The following is a 13715-nucleotide window of genomic DNA, read 5'->3' on the forward strand; positions in this document are numbered from 1 at the left end:
GAGGAAGGTCGCCGCGCTTACAGGCAACCAGAACACGCTCCCGCAGATCAGGCGAATAGGGCTGGGGCATGGCTTGCCTCCTGGGCCATCTCCCAGTCAACGCACAGATCACCCCAATGGATTCAAGCCCAGATCAAAAGCGCTTTAGTTCGCAGGACACGGGGCAGCGCGATGCACGCGCTCCGTCGAGGGCGGGTACTTTTCCAGGAGCCGCGCAGGGCGTACCGGACGGGCGGCGAAGCCGCCACCGCAGTTCGGACAGATGCCCTTGAGATTGCCTTCGGCGCATTCGGCGCAGAACGTGCACTCGAAAGAGCAGATCCTCGCCTCGGAGCTGTCGGGCGGCAGGTCCCGGTCGCAACACTCGCAATTCGGCTTCAGCTTCAGCATGGCGATTTCCCGGCCTTAGATAGTGGCTCTATTCATCAGGTTGGACAGGGCTGTGACCTGACGCCCCGCCGCATCAAAGTTCGATGGCGACAGCCATTGCTCATACGCGGCCTTGCACGACGGCCAGTCTTGATCAGTCATGGCAAACCACGCGGTGTCACGGTTCTCGCACTTGACCACCATGTGCTGCCGGAACAGCCCCTCGTACGAGAAGCCGAAGCGGGCCGCGGCGCGCTTGGAAGGCTCGTTGCGGTTATCGCATTTCCACTCGAAGCGACGGTAGCCCAGGTCGTCGAAGACCCAGCGGGCGAGCAGGAAGATCGCCTCTGTGGCCCCGCGGCTGCGCGCCAGCCGAGAGCCGAACAGGATGTGGCCGACCTCGACGACGCCATTGGCTGAATCGATCCGCATGAGCGCCAGCCGGCCTTCGGTGCGACCGGTCTCCCGGTCGATGGCTGCGAAGAACAAGGGATCCTCCGATGCGGCAGCCCGGGCCAGCCATGGCTCGAACGACGTTCTGTCGGAAAACGGATGGTCCGCGAGGTAGCGCCAAAGCGCTTCGCGGTCCGGTCCGCCGCCGGCCTCGAAAAGCTCGTCGCCATGACGGGCCGGATCGAGTGGCTCAAGGCGTATGTAACGCCCGTCCATGATCGTCCGGTCTGGCTTCGACCGCGGCGTCCAATCCGTCAGCGACATTGTCGTTCCCCTTCGTCGACGGGAATACCCTGCGCCGCCGGAATCCCAAAACAGCCGCAGGATGGAATACTGAATTCCATCCTGCGAAACGATCATGTTGACCCACCATGGCGTGAAGCAGGCAGTCTCCTCATCGCGTGTACTGGAGCGGGAGGTTGGTGGGGCCGGGAGGGATGATTGGCGGCTGGACGCCGGGCCGCGAGTGCAAGCCCTCCTAGAACGAGGGCCGCCCCGATGACCGTCGATGCCCCCACCACTTCGCCGAATAGAAGCCACGCCGCAACCGCAGCCAGCACGGGACGGGCAAGCGCCGTGGCGGAGGCGTAGGATGCCGGCAGGCCGCGCATGGCGTAGGCCATCAGCCCGTGGCCGCCGATCTGCACTCCGAGCGCCATGGCGACGATGGGCAGCCAGCCCAGGGCCACCGAGGGCAGAAGCGGATCGCTGGTTCCAATGGCCAAGGGGGCCAGGACAGTCGCTGAGATCCCGCTCGTCCAAAGCATAATGCGCATCGCGGAGGTGCGCGCGCGCAGGTCCTTCACGACGAGGAAGTACGCCGCGTAGAGGAACGCCGAAAGAAGGGCGAGTCCTTCGCCGAGACCTAACTGCCATCCTTCAAGCGAGACGCCCGTCATCAACACGGCGCCAAAGATTGTCATGCCATAACCGATGACCTGCGCCATCAACAGACGCTCGCCGAGGAAAACGATAGCGAGCGCGGTCACGAACACCGGCGACAGGTTCATCAGAAGGGCCGCGTTGGCGATGGTGGTCTCCACCGCGGCCCAGTGATTGGCCGCCATGTCGCCAGCCGAGAGCAATCCCGCCACGATGAGGAGGATGTAGTCGCGTCCGCGCAGAGGCTCCGTCTGCGCCTTTGGCATCGGTGCAATCGCGACCAGTACTCCGGTCGCGATCACCATACGCAGCCAGAGCGTCGCGGTGGGGTCGACAGGGCTGAAGCGCACAAGGAGAGGGGCGGCCGCGACGAGAACGCAACTGGCCGCGAGGGCTGCAAAATATTGCATCGGGTTTTCCGTGTCCGATTGAAATCAGGCGGCAAGCAGGATGGACCCAGTGGTTCGCCGTGCTTCGAGATCGGCGTGCGCCTGTGCTGCCTCGGTTAGCGGGTAGACGGCTCCCACGGATGCGTTGATCAGGCCCTGCTCCAGTAGGGACGTGAGCGCGGTTGCGGCCTCGCGGTAGGTGTCGAGCTCGGCCATGTAGCCGAACACGCTCGGTCGCGAGAGTGACAGCGAGCGTCGGGGTCCGAGCTGCGCCACCTCGATCGGCGGGATCGGCCCTCCGGCTTGGCCGACGCTCGCGACGGTGCCGAACGGGCGCACGGCGTCGAAGGTCTCGAGCAGCGTCGTGCCGCCAATGCCGTCGTAGGCGACATCCACGCCGCGGCCGCCGGTGATCTCCTTCACGGCGTCGACGAAGCTGGCCTCCCGGTACAGGATCGCCTGATCGAGGCCGGCGGATTGTGCGATCTGCGCCTTCTCCTCGCTACCGACGGTGCCGATGATGGTTGCACCCAGGAGCTTCGCCCATTGCGTTATGACGAGGCCGAGGCCGCCCGCGGCTGCATGCACCAGAATGGTCGTGCCGGGACCGACGGGATAGGTGCGGTGGAGCAGCATATGGGCGGTGACGCCGCGCAACATGATGCCGGCCGCGCTCCTGTCCGAAACCGCGTCCGGAAGCCGAACCAGACGCTCGGCAGCGATGATCCGTGCGGTGGCGTAGCCACCGACCGGGAGGGCCGTGTAGGCGACGCGGTCACCGACGCAAACGGAGATGACGCCAGGACCGACCGCCTCGACACGGCCGGCGCCCTCGACCCCGAGGACGGCCGGGACCTGCGGCAGCGGGTAGAGACCCGTGCGATGGTATACATCGACATAGTTCACTCCGGCGAAGGACTGCCGGACGAGCACCTCGCCCGGACCGGGGGTGGGAAGCTCGATCTGATCGAGCTGGAGAGCTTCGGGGCCACCGGGTTCATGAATGCGAATGACGTCTGTCATGTCTGATCACCAAGTTTGAGGTGGCTCAGACTTGGCCTGAGATCGGCTTAGCTGCTATTCCGGATTGTTGCCGAGTAGCTGGGGATTTTTGCGCAGCATGGATTGGGACGATCTGAGGTACTTTGCCGAACTGGCCCGAACAGGGAGCCTGTCGGCAGCGGCCCGCACGCTCCGGGTCGACCATTCCACGGTGGCGCGGCGGATCACCTCGTTGGAGGGGGCGCTCGGCATCCGTCTCTTCGACCGGTTGCCGCGAGGCTACGTGCTCACGCCGGAGGGTGAGCACGTTCGAGAGCAGGTGGAGCGTCTGGAGGAGGACGTATTCGCACTCCAGCGGACAGTGCAAGGGCGTGGGCCCGGGCTGTCAGGCACCGTCCGAGTCAGCGCGCCGCCGGCTTTCGCAAGCCTGTTTCTGTCGCCGCGCTTGAGCCTTCTGCGCGAGCGGCATCCGGACATCATCCTGGAACTGTCGGGCAGCAACATCTCCGTCAGTCTCACGCGACGCGACGCTGACATCGCCCTACGGCTGGCGAAGCCGGAAGGTTCGTCCCTGATCACCCGCAAGGTGGGGACCGCCGGTTACGGCCTCTTCGCCTCCCGCACGTACACGGACGGACGGACCCCGGAAACCATGGATCTGCTCGGGTACGAGGAGAGCCTGGAGCACGTTCCGCAACAGCAGTGGCTGCGCCACTACGCCCGGGGACGGCCGCTTGTCTTTCGCACGAGCGATCTCGTCGGCCTCGCCTCGGCCGTGCGGGCCGGACTAGGTGCGGCGGTCCTGCCGTTCTTCGTGACAGGCAACGATCCCGATCTCATCTGCCTGCAACGCGAAGGAGTGCCGCCGCGGGACCTCTGGCTGGTGGTGCACGAGGACGTCAGGCGCTCTCCGCGGGTCCGCGCCGTGATGGACATCCTGATCGAGATCCTGGCCCGCGAGCGGAGCCTCCTTGAAGGAATTGGGCCATAGGAGCGCTTGGTCTGTGCATCGATGCGCAGAAGGCCCGCCAAAACACTCAGACTGGATTTGCGGCTTCAGTGGCATAAGAGACCGGCGGCAGCGATCGCGGCTTGGAGACCGAGTACGTGTTCAGGTGTCGTGCCGAGCGAGGTGTCCAAACGGCCGTCGTGCAGAGGGACCGCTCGCGGTTCTGCTCGTTCGCTCCAACCTCTCTCTCTGTCAGGAAACCCAGCATGATCCACAGACCCAGATCCCTGCTCGAAATCGCAGGCGCCTCGTCGATCCCTAGTTCGCTCGCGGACTCGGCCCTCATGCTGATCGACCATCAGCGAGAATACCTGCCGAGTGGCGGATTGCCGCTGGCGGGAGTCGAGGTTGCCGTTGAGGAGATCAAGCAGCTATTGGCGCTTGCCCGCAGCCGCGCCATGCCGATCTTCCATGTCGTCCATCATGGCCGACCCGGTGCGCCGTTGTTCGATCCCGAAAGCCCAACAGCCCGGATCATCGAGGGACTTGAGCCGAGGAAAGGTGAGGCAACGATCGCCAAACCCCTGCCCAACGCGTTCGCCAGGACAAACCTGCATGAGGAGATCCGGGCCACAGGACGGCATGAGCTCATCATCGCGGGCTTCGCCACCCATATGTGCGTGAGTTCCACCGTACGGGCCGCACTCGAACTGGGATACAAGACAACGGTGGTCGCATCGGCAACGGCAATGCGCCATCTACCCTCTCCCCTGAAAGATGGCGAGATTGTTCCCGCCGCTACCGTTCAGCAGGGAACGATAGCGGCGCTCGCGGACCGGTTTGCAGTCGTCGTGCCTTGCGTCGAGGCGCTTCTTGTCGAAACATGCCCCACGCGGTAGGCCTGAATGCTTGAGGTCAAAACCGCTTCCGGCAGTTTTTCCCAAAGCCTGAACCGCACGCGAGACCAAGTGGTGGGTTCAAAACCCGCGACTGACGCGAGGGCTTCGCCGCCCCTGACCATGTCCCGGGCTTCGTCGCTGTCTCGCCGCCGGATCTCGCCGAGCGGGGCATGGGGCCTGATCGGGAGGATCTCGCGGGTGGCGAACTTCGCTTCACTGAACCCCGGGGCAACGCAGGCCTGCCACACGATCCAGGTTCTGACACTCGGCCAGCCAAAGTCATTGGCAAGGGGCTGGAAGCCGGGTCCGCATAGAAAATCGCTTGCACCCTCCGCCCTGTCCCAAACATAGAACGGGGCGTAGAGATTCTCCGCACTGCCCAGATCGCCCTTCGCTGCTCTGAGATACGCCTTGAACTTCAGGTTCGGAAAGCCGTCGAGCAAAGGCCCCTTCTCCCGGATACGCCGGTCGATGATTTCCATGTCGTAATCGGCGGGGAGGGCGAGACTGTACTGCATGGCGATCATGAGCGCTTCTCCACGGGCTCGAACCAATCGACGGCCCGACCGCCCTGCACGGCCTGAATGCTGATATAGCTGAAGGAGTCGTCGCGCGTCGCTCCGTGCCAGTGGCGCTCGCCAGGATCAAACCAGACGGAGTCGCCCTCATGGACGGTGATGATAGGGCCACCATCCGCCTGAACGATCCCGGTACCGGATAGGACATACAGGAGCTGGCCGCGTGGATGCGCATGCCAGTTGGCGATGGTACCTGGGTCGAGCATCGCGCGCATTGCCGTGTTCTCGCCGTTGCGGCTGCCGTCCAGCAGCGGCTCGACCTGCATCGGAGTTGTGGATAGACCATCGGGCGAGCGGGTCAGCTTTTCTCCGGGACGGCGGACAGTCATCTTTCCAGGGTTGGGTGCGCTATTCATTGTGGGTCGAGTCCAGGCGGTCCCGGCTGACGCGATCTCGCCCCTGCTGAAGGACCAGTCTTCGGCGGAGGTTGTGTTGATGACGATCATCACGTCCTCCGGGCGGATCCCCGGAGACTGCTCAAGCTGTTCGATCACGCGCTGATAGAAAGCCTTCTTGACCTCGGCTGACCGCGGTTTTCCGGCCGTGATGGCGATCAGCATGAAGTCGTCCGACCGAGGACCGCCGAGATAGGTTGGGTCGAAAATCAGTTCATCGGGCTCATGGAATTGCCCTCAACTGTGGGATCGGTCACCACCATAGGCATGCGGGTGGCCTCGACCGCAGCTACAAACGGGCCACCGCCACGCTGAAACACATGGACCCGCTCTTCGGCTCTTCCCTGATCCGTTTCAACGGGTGTTAGGTCAGACTTCAATTCATTTCGCTCCGTTTGCTGTCCAGCTACGATGCCCGCTTGCCACCAGACGGCTTTGCTGGGGCGCTTCCCTTGCCCTGGTTCGCCACGAATGGGGAGGCTGGGATTGCGTTCCTGGGCTTCTCCTGCTTGGGCTTCTTCGCTTCGCGGTTGCCGCGCTTTTCGCCTCTGGCCATGGCTCGTCTCCGTTGTTGGTCATTCCTACGAAGGATAGTCTCAGTCGTCGGGTGAAGGGTCGAGCAGATGATCAAAGTCGGCCAGCACGCGGTCGATCAACTTGCGACGGCGTACATCGCTTGCATCCAAAGCTTGCGCTAAGAGACCAAGCAGATAGCGTGCCTTCTCGACAGCCTCCGGCCAATTGCTGGCAGGTGCTGCCGCCAGCAGGTCCTCCAGGGCTGCCTGTCTCGTGCGCAGGGCCTCCTGATCGGCTTCGACCTCGGATCGTAGACGTCGAAGGTCGGTGGCTTTCTGGGCTGCCATGCCGCGATGAGCATCAAGATTGGTCGGATGATCAACCATGGTCGGGTTCTTCCCTCGGGTCTGGATGCGAGTGCGTCGCCAGCCATGTGATCGTGCTCATCCATTCGCCTCTACACTGTTGGCTGGTTGTTAAGCTCGCTCCGTGAGCAATCGCCCCAACGTCTTGGCTTGCTGAGTATTCTCGCCGCTGGGCTCAGGAGTTGCGAGGTGCCACTCGTGTGCTCGAAGCGCCCAAGCGACGTCAGAAAGGCTGCCGAGCGGCTCATGCGGCCAAGCAGGTTCGCCAGTGGGTATGAGGATCATGGATCGTTGCGGCGCCGTCATGCCGACACGAGTGATGTACAGGATCTCGTCGCCCCGTCGAAGCAACGCGACTGGATCATAGGTCTGGGATCCGCGAAAGAATGCTTCGCCGCTGGTCAAATCATTGACGCCGGGGCCGTGATTTCGCTTTCGCGCACGGCGCGCTCACCGAAGCCAGACGATTTGATGCGGTACGAGACCTCACCGGTCTGATCAGCCGGCATGAGGCGAGTCACCTCGTAGATGCCGCTCGAACTGGCACGCTTGTCCGAGAAATTCGGATGGGTGATGCGGACCAACTGATGAATTTTATACTTGTGAGACATTCTGTTCTCCTGGAGCTTGACCGACTTCGGGCAGCGCGAAGCGCAGGCTACCGCCGTAGGTGTTAGCAGGTACAAACGAAAAGCCGCCCCACAGGGGAGCGGCATCAAGACAGAGCGGCACAGGCTATGTCCTGAGCCGATCATCAAAGGTTAGGCCGTCTCGATGTTGCTGACGGCGATCTTGCCCGAGCGGCGGTCTTCGGCCGTGTCGAAGGAGACCTTCTGGCCTTCGACGAGGTTGCGCATGCCGGCGCGCTCAAGAGCGGTGGCATGGACGAACACGTCCTTGCTGCCGTCATTCGGTTGAATGAAGCCGAAGCCTTTTTGATCGTTGTAGAATTTCACGGTGCCCGTAATCATAGGGGTAGCCTTTCGCGATTGCTGTAGATGCACGTGAGTGAAGGCGCGCAAAAGCGCGGCCTTGTCTCGGTTCGTCGATGTAATGGTAAGAAAGTCCGAACGTGCGCCTGGAAAGACCAAAAGCGAAACGACCCGATTGTCCGGCCAAAATCCGATAAAAAATATATAGGTCTTTTACTGGATAATAACAAGTGCCGTCAGTATTTGTTTTTATATGGACGGAATTTGCTAGGCTCCATGCAATTCAAAGAAGATTTTGCTTAACAGGAGACGAGGCAGATGCGATATTTGCCGGAGCCATCAGTACACATTCACTCACTGCCGTCCGTTCGGAACCCGAGGAATGCGTCTAAAGTTTGCGGCGGGTCCTAACTGCGGGCGAGACTGTCCATCGGAGTGGATTCAGATATTTGATACGGAAGCGGCACGGCAATGTGCGCCCGCAGCCCTTCCGGTTCGTAGGAGATTGTCGCCTGAGACCCCATCTGATTGTTCAACACACGCTCGAGGAGCTGGGAGCCATAGCCCTTTCGGGTCGGCGGACTGGTGGCGGGGCCGTTCCGTTCAACCCACTCGATGGTGAGTTCGCGGAGGTCCTGGTCCTCCACCAGAGTCCACGACACGGCGACTGACCCGCCAAGCACAGACAGGGCACCATATTTGACCGTGTTCGTCGTCAGCTCATGGATGGCCATCCCGAGCGGAACGGCGATGGAGGACGCCAGTTCAACATCCGGGCCGTCAAGCTGAACCCGATGCGGCGAGCCGTCGTCGTAGGGATCGAGTTCGTTGCACAAAAGGTTTCTGACGAGGACTGCCTGCCACTCATCGTCCGCAAGGCTCGAATGTGTCCGCGCCAGCGCCACGATCCTGCCAGTGAAGGCCCGCTGGAATTCCTCGATCGTCGTTGATGCACGAGCGGTTGAGCCCATGATGGCCTGAACAGTCGCCAGCATGTTCTTGACCCTGTGGTGCAACTCCCGCACCAGAAGCGCCTGCTGGTCCTCTGCGCGCTTGCGCGCTGTGATATCGACGGTTCTGTTGCAGCTTTGAAGCTTGCTCCGTCTCAGCTACGGCGCGAGGGCGGTAAGAGGGACTGGCGGTGAAGCAGAAGAACAAAAACCCGTTCAAGGGTCGGCAATTCATGGCGGAGATCATCCTGTGGGCCGTGCGCTGGTATCTGCAATTCCCGATCAGCTACCGCGATCTTGAAAGCATGCTCTCGGATCGGGGCGTGCAAGTAGACCATACGACCTTGTTTCGCTGGATCCAGGCCTACGCACCCGAGCTGGACAAGCGCACCCGACCGCATCTGCGGATGACGAATGGCTCTTGGCGTGTAGACGAGACTTACATTCGCGTGAAAGGCGAATGGGTGTACCTGTACCGCGCTGTCGATGCGGCCGGGCAGACGATCGATTTTCTGCTTTCACCCAAGCGGGATGCAGCTAGCGCCCGGTGCTTCTTCCGTAAGGCATTAGGGCAGCCCCATACCGTCAATCCGCGTACCATCACGGTCGACAAGAATGCGGCTTACCCAATCGCGACGAAAGCCATGAAGCGAGAGGGGACGCTCTGGCGCTTTGCCAAACTCCGTCAGGTGAAATTCTTAAACAACATCATTGAGCAGGATCACCGGCGTATCAAACGGCTGGCCCGACCTGGGCTGGGCTTCAAGAATTTCCGGACTGCCGCTCGGACAATTGCTGGCTATGAGACGATGGCGATGATCCGCAAGGGCCAACTGACCAGCATACCAGCGAACGACATGAAGGCTCAGAGTGACTTCATTGCTCGTCTATTCCAGGTTGCGGCCTAATCAGAGTTCCTGCCCGGTCTTCGCTTGAGCTGCGGCAAGATTTGCAACGGAACCGGCTGAAGTCCGTGTTCAGGTCGTACAACTGGAGCACCTGGTTGTTCAGCGGATCGGGATTGGCCGGGCCGAACGCTTCCCAGGGTGCCCGATTGACCTTGGTGCTCAGGAGCCAGCCGTCGTTGTACAGCGCCCACTGCCCGAGCATCTCGAAGTACTGGGTCGTGTGCCGCGATGGCGCCTTGGCGTTCGCCGCGTCGAAGGTGTAGGCGAAGCTCGTGCCCTCGATCGGCGCCTGCCTGATGCCGTCGACGACCTCCGGCTCACGGATGCCGGCGGCCTCGAGGATCGTCGGCACCACGTCGATGACGCGCACGAACTGTTCGCGTAGCGCTCCCTTGTCCTTGATGCGCGCGGGCCACGAGACGGCCATGTTCTGATTGATGCCGCCGAGCTGCGAGGCGTTCTGCTTGAACCAGGAGAACGGCGTGTCGAACGCCCACGACCAACCGGCCGACATATGGTTGTAGGTCTGCTCGGTGCCCCAGACGTCATAGAACTTCATCTGGACGTCGACGGGCAGCTCGTTCAGGCCGTTGAAGAAGGCTACCTCGTTCGGCGTCCCCTTCGGCCCGCCCTCGGCGCTGGTGCCGTTGTCGCCGTTGATATAGATGACCAGCGTATTGTCGCGTTGCCCGATGTCGTCGAAGGCCTGGATCACGCGGCCGATCTCGTGGTCGTTGTAGGCCGCGTAGGCGGCAAAGACGTCGACCTGACGGATGAACAGCTTCTTCTCCTCGGCCGAGAGCGCGTCCCACTCCTTCAGGATGTCCTTGGGCCAGGGCGCCAGCTTGGCGTCCTGGGGGATCACGCCGAGCCGCTTCTGGTTGGCGAAGATGCGCTCGCGCAGCTTGTTCCAGCCCTCGTCGAAGAGGTGCATGTCGCTGATCTTCTTGATCCACTCCGCCGTCGGATGATGCGGCGCGTGCGTGGCGCCGGGCGCGTACTTGACGAGGAGAGGCTTGTCCGGCTGGATTTGGTGCATCCGGTTGATGTAGTCGATCGCGTCGTCGGCCATGGCTGTGACGAGGTTCCAGCTTCCGGCCGGCTTGCCCTCGAAGGGATAGATCTGCGTCGTGTTGCGGAAGAAGTTCGGCTGCCACTGGTTGGCGTCGCCGCCGACGAAACCATAGAAATACTCGAAGCCCATGCCGGTCGGCCATTGGTCGAACGGCCCGGCCTGGCTCGCCGCGAAGGCCGGTGTGTTGTGGTCCTTGCCGAACCATGAGGTGGCATAGCCATTGTCCTTGAGGATCCGGCCGATGGTCGCCTTGTCCTTGGGGATGATGCTGTTGTAGCCGGGGAAGCCCGTGGACTGCTCGGAGATCACGCCGAAGCCGGCCGAGTGATGGTTGCGCCCGGTGATGAGCGCCGCGCGGGTGGGCGAGCACAACGCCGTGGAGAACATGCGGTTGTAGCGCAGGCCTTCGCTGGCGACGCGATCCAGCGCCGGCGTCGGGATGACTCCGCCGAAGGTGCTGGGCACCCCGAAGCCGGCATCGTCGGTGATGATCAACAGGACGTTGGGGGCGCCCTTCGGCGGCACGATGCGGGGGGCCACCAGGGCTTCGACTGCAAGGCGTCGTCCTGGATCACGCCGCCGAACGCCGGGTCCGGGTCGGGGAGCTGCCGTCCGTCGATCGTGGTGGTCGCGTCCGGAGCGCCGGGCGTACCGGTCACCTGCTGGGCCTGGGCCGTGGAAATCGCCAGGAGGCTGGCGGTGGCAAGGGAGAGGGTGAGTAACGAGGCTTTCATGCGGGCGATCCTTCGATGGGCGAGCGAAGACAGACCCGGAACAGGCAGGCCATGCGTGACCGTCCCGAGACGCGGTTCGGCGATGCCGGATCGCCATCCGGGGGCGACTGTGACTGACCGCGAGGGGCATTTCTTGACAGAGTTGGACTGACCTCCTCGACCTATCCGAAAAAGTCACGGTCCTATCCCGATGGCGTAAAAGTCCACCCGGCTTGATTTTGGTCAAATGGATCGATCCGGCTCCCGCATTAGCGTCGGATTCCCGTCACCTGGAAGGGACGCCAGCCATCATGACCGCTGCCGAGGACATCGAGCGCCAGAGGTCCGGAGCGCGCCACCTCACGAGGCACCCACCTCGAGGATCGCCATCTCGATGTCCAGGCCGAGCGACCGCCCGACGGTTGTCGTGACGCCCGGTGAGAGAGCACGTGTCCGGAGGTTCCCTCCATCAACACCGATTTTGGTCCAGACCAGGTCGCCATACAAAGCAAAGGGGCCGCGGCGGGCTTCGAAGTCGCCCATCAGCGCCACCAGCGTGTCGCTCTTCTCGACGATGTCGATGAAGCTCGCGTCGACCTTGGCGCTACGCCCGCGCACCGTCTGGGTACCATTCAGGGAGGTGGGTCAGCCATAGGGCACGAAGCGGAAGCTCCACAGGGGCGGCATAGTAACGGGAGCAGCGACGGTCGGGGCAGGCTGCGCCAGGTCGGCAGCGAAGGCAACTCCGGCGGAACTAAGCAAGCCCACCAATGCGAGAGCAGCATGAAACGCTCTCCTTCTGGCATGATGCATGCGCATTTCCGCGACATCTCGGACCACATTCGCCGGGTGCAGGAGGAGATCGAGTCGCTTCGCGAGGTGCTGTCATTCGCCTTCGAGACCAGCCTAATGACCGGCCAGGCGCAGCAGAACGAAATCACCCGCAAGCTGGCGGCCTGGGCCGCCATCCTGGCGGTGGCGGGGATTTACGGCATAAACTTCGAGTTTATGCCCGAGCTGCATTGGCGCTACGGCTACGTCCTGGTGCTGACCCTCATCGCGGCAGCATGTGGCTGGTTGTATTGGGGCTTCCGCCAGAAGCGGTGGCTCTAAGAAGCCACGGCCTTGGATTCAACCCCGGGGTGCGGGTTACTCGAAACTAATCTTGACGGACCCAAGCCCGCCGAACTCAGCCTCGAAGACCTGTCCAGGCACGACTTGGAGGATCCCGGTGCATGTCCCGGTCGAGATGATATCTCCCGGTTCGAGTTCCTGGCCGCGAGCCTTCATGACACGAGCCAGGTAGGCGATAGCCTCCAATGGGTGTCCGAGGACGTCGCCGAAGCAGCCGCTGGCGACCGGGTCACCATTGAGCCGGACCGAGCCCCGCGCTGTTGCGAGGTCCAGACTGTCCCAGTGCTTGATGAATGGCCCCTGGACGTGCAGGATCTCCAAGCCGAAGTCGGCCGTCGCCGTATAGGCATTCAATGGCACGGATCCGGGGACGCGCCGGCCGAGGACTTCGATCGCTAGCCAGCAGCCCGCGAGCGCGCGTGATACCGTCTCCCGGGAGATCTCTCCTTCGTCCATAGGATAGGGCTCGCCAACGACGAACGTCAGGGTGCATCCAGCGCCGAGCACACCATAAGGAAGGTGGAAGGACGATCCGTTCAACACGAGATCGGAATCGAGAAGAGGACCGAAGAACGGCTCATCGCAGCACAGCAGGCGTCGTGACAGGGCTGTCGTTGCGTGAATGGAATAACCTCGCGGGATACCGCCGTAGGCTTCGACAGCCGCCGCCTGAACCGCTTCCGCATCCTCGGCGGAGGCGATCCGATCCAGCCGCAACGGAGACACGGTCCCGTGCTGACGGCATCGGGCCAAGGCAGTGCCCAACTCCTCAACCTGATCCGGTGACATGGTCTGGCACCTTTTGCATGCAGCCCAGACTCCGTGAAGAACGTCAAATTTTTATGACTTTTTTATTTTGACGAAAGTCATTACGTCTCGAATTTTTACGCCCAATCATGGTTTTATGCAACAGTTCCAAGCAACGCGTTTCGCTCATGAACGATGCGCGGGGCGAATGAACGTGCACTGCTTGAAGCGCGCCAGAATTTTACTGGCCAGGAGGCCCCTCATGCTGGACATCGTCATGCTGCTGCTCGGTCTTGGGTTCTTTGCTCTGTCCGTGTGTTACGCCGTGGCCTGCGGACGACTCTGAGGGAGACGCGCCATGCTGATCGACTATGCCCTCGGCGGCATCGTGACGGCCGGCCTTCTCGTCTATCTCACGCTCGCTCTGCTGCGGCCCGAGCGCTTCTGACGGAGGAAGCC

General features: G+C 62.3%; 17 protein-coding genes and 3 pseudogenes. 5 read left to right on the forward strand and 15 right to left on the reverse strand.

The annotated features are described in order from the left end of the window. Window positions 1–144: 144 nt before the first annotated feature. The 4 genes from AB4Y97_RS19700 to AB4Y97_RS19715 form a co-directional block, all read right to left on the reverse strand. Entirely contained in the window at window positions 145–390 is a 246-nt protein-coding gene (locus tag AB4Y97_RS19700) for a DUF1272 domain-containing protein (protein WP_442000749.1), read from the reverse strand. A 15-nt stretch (window positions 391–405) separates the two neighbouring features. Beyond that, entirely contained in the window at window positions 406–1086 is a 681-nt protein-coding gene (locus tag AB4Y97_RS19705; RefSeq protein ID WP_442000779.1) for a GNAT family N-acetyltransferase, read from the reverse strand. 92 nt (window positions 1087–1178) lie between these two features. Then, window positions 1179–2114, reverse strand: coding sequence for a DMT family transporter (locus AB4Y97_RS19710; RefSeq protein ID WP_442000750.1), 936 nt, complete (start codon window positions 2112–2114; stop codon window positions 1179–1181). Window positions 2115–2138: 24 nt separating this feature from the next. Next, complete coding sequence (locus tag AB4Y97_RS19715) at window positions 2139–3116, reverse strand: quinone oxidoreductase family protein (RefSeq protein ID WP_442000751.1); 978 nt, start codon at window positions 3114–3116, stop codon at window positions 2139–2141. 97 nt (window positions 3117–3213) lie between these two features. On the opposite strand from AB4Y97_RS19715, the gene AB4Y97_RS19720 reads away from it, so the two are divergent. Next, window positions 3214–4086 (forward strand): LysR family transcriptional regulator, encoded by an 873-nt coding sequence (locus tag AB4Y97_RS19720; protein ID WP_442000752.1) that lies wholly within the window; start codon window positions 3214–3216, stop codon window positions 4084–4086. A 224-nt stretch (window positions 4087–4310) separates the two neighbouring features. Further along, window positions 4311–4943: a cysteine hydrolase family protein gene (locus tag AB4Y97_RS19725; RefSeq protein WP_442000753.1), complete on the forward strand. Its 633-nt coding sequence runs from the start codon at window positions 4311–4313 to the stop codon at window positions 4941–4943. On the opposite strand, the gene AB4Y97_RS19730 is transcribed toward AB4Y97_RS19725, so the two are convergent. From AB4Y97_RS19730 to AB4Y97_RS19765, 8 genes and pseudogenes are all read right to left on the reverse strand, one after another. After that, on the reverse strand, window positions 4850–5470 hold the full coding sequence (locus tag AB4Y97_RS19730; RefSeq protein WP_442000754.1) for a DUF4865 family protein: 621 nt from the start codon (window positions 5468–5470) through the stop codon (window positions 4850–4852). The two genes, AB4Y97_RS19725 and AB4Y97_RS19730, sit on opposite strands and share 94 nt — an antisense overlap. Next, window positions 5467–5877, reverse strand: a complete 411-nt coding sequence (locus tag AB4Y97_RS19735; protein WP_442000780.1) for a cupin domain-containing protein — start codon at window positions 5875–5877, stop codon at window positions 5467–5469. Before AB4Y97_RS19735 ends, AB4Y97_RS19730 begins: the two co-directional genes overlap by 4 nt. 57 nt (window positions 5878–5934) lie before the next feature. Further along, window positions 5935–6132 (reverse strand): annotated as a pseudogene (locus AB4Y97_RS19740) (tautomerase family protein); the annotation flags it as partial. A gap of 190 nt (window positions 6133–6322) precedes the next feature. Continuing rightward, on the reverse strand, window positions 6323–6472 hold the full coding sequence (locus AB4Y97_RS19745; RefSeq protein WP_442000755.1) for a hypothetical protein: 150 nt from the start codon (window positions 6470–6472) through the stop codon (window positions 6323–6325). Window positions 6473–6512: 40 nt separating this feature from the next. Beyond that, window positions 6513–6818 (reverse strand): hypothetical protein, encoded by a 306-nt coding sequence (locus tag AB4Y97_RS19750; RefSeq protein ID WP_442000756.1) that lies wholly within the window; start codon window positions 6816–6818, stop codon window positions 6513–6515. A gap of 380 nt (window positions 6819–7198) precedes the next feature. Next, window positions 7199–7408: a hypothetical protein gene (locus AB4Y97_RS19755; protein WP_442000757.1), complete on the reverse strand. Its 210-nt coding sequence runs from the start codon at window positions 7406–7408 to the stop codon at window positions 7199–7201. Window positions 7409–7558: 150 nt separating this feature from the next. Next, the gene (locus AB4Y97_RS19760) at window positions 7559–7768 is read right to left on the reverse strand and encodes a cold-shock protein (protein WP_442000758.1); all 210 of its coding nucleotides are present in this window, start codon (window positions 7766–7768) and stop codon (window positions 7559–7561) included. A gap of 368 nt (window positions 7769–8136) precedes the next feature. Then, a complete protein-coding gene (locus AB4Y97_RS19765; RefSeq protein WP_442000759.1) occupies window positions 8137–8754 on the reverse strand; it encodes a sensor histidine kinase in 618 nt (205 codons plus the stop codon). Between the two features lie 116 nt (window positions 8755–8870). Between AB4Y97_RS19765 and AB4Y97_RS19770 the strand changes: the two genes are divergently transcribed. Next, on the forward strand, window positions 8871–9587 hold the full coding sequence (locus AB4Y97_RS19770; protein WP_442000760.1) for an IS6 family transposase: 717 nt from the start codon (window positions 8871–8873) through the stop codon (window positions 9585–9587). A 52-nt stretch (window positions 9588–9639) separates the two neighbouring features. Here AB4Y97_RS19770 and AB4Y97_RS19775 read toward each other — a convergent pair. Beyond that, window positions 9640–11396 (reverse strand): annotated as a pseudogene (locus tag AB4Y97_RS19775) (arylsulfatase); the annotation flags it as partial. 339 nt (window positions 11397–11735) lie between these two features. Continuing rightward, entirely contained in the window at window positions 11736–11993 is a 258-nt protein-coding gene (locus AB4Y97_RS19780) for a hypothetical protein (RefSeq protein ID WP_442000761.1), read from the reverse strand. A 189-nt stretch (window positions 11994–12182) separates the two neighbouring features. On the opposite strand from AB4Y97_RS19780, the pseudogene AB4Y97_RS19785 reads away from it, so the two are divergent. Further along, window positions 12183–12488, forward strand: a pseudogene (locus tag AB4Y97_RS19785) (CorA family divalent cation transporter); the annotation flags it as partial. Between the two features lie 36 nt (window positions 12489–12524). Here AB4Y97_RS19785 and AB4Y97_RS19790 read toward each other — a convergent pair. Next, complete coding sequence (locus AB4Y97_RS19790) at window positions 12525–13298, reverse strand: 2-keto-4-pentenoate hydratase (RefSeq protein ID WP_442000762.1); 774 nt, start codon at window positions 13296–13298, stop codon at window positions 12525–12527. Window positions 13299–13614: 316 nt separating this feature from the next. Here AB4Y97_RS19790 and AB4Y97_RS19795 point away from each other — a divergent pair, with 316 nt between their 5' ends. Next, window positions 13615–13704: a K(+)-transporting ATPase subunit F gene (locus AB4Y97_RS19795; protein ID WP_442000763.1), complete on the forward strand. Its 90-nt coding sequence runs from the start codon at window positions 13615–13617 to the stop codon at window positions 13702–13704. The last annotated feature ends 11 nt before the right edge of the window (window positions 13705–13715 follow it).

The sequence above is a fragment of the Microvirga sp. 2TAF3 genome (assembly GCF_052114965.1).
In the GTDB taxonomy this organism is placed as follows: domain Bacteria; phylum Pseudomonadota; class Alphaproteobacteria; order Rhizobiales; family Beijerinckiaceae; genus Microvirga.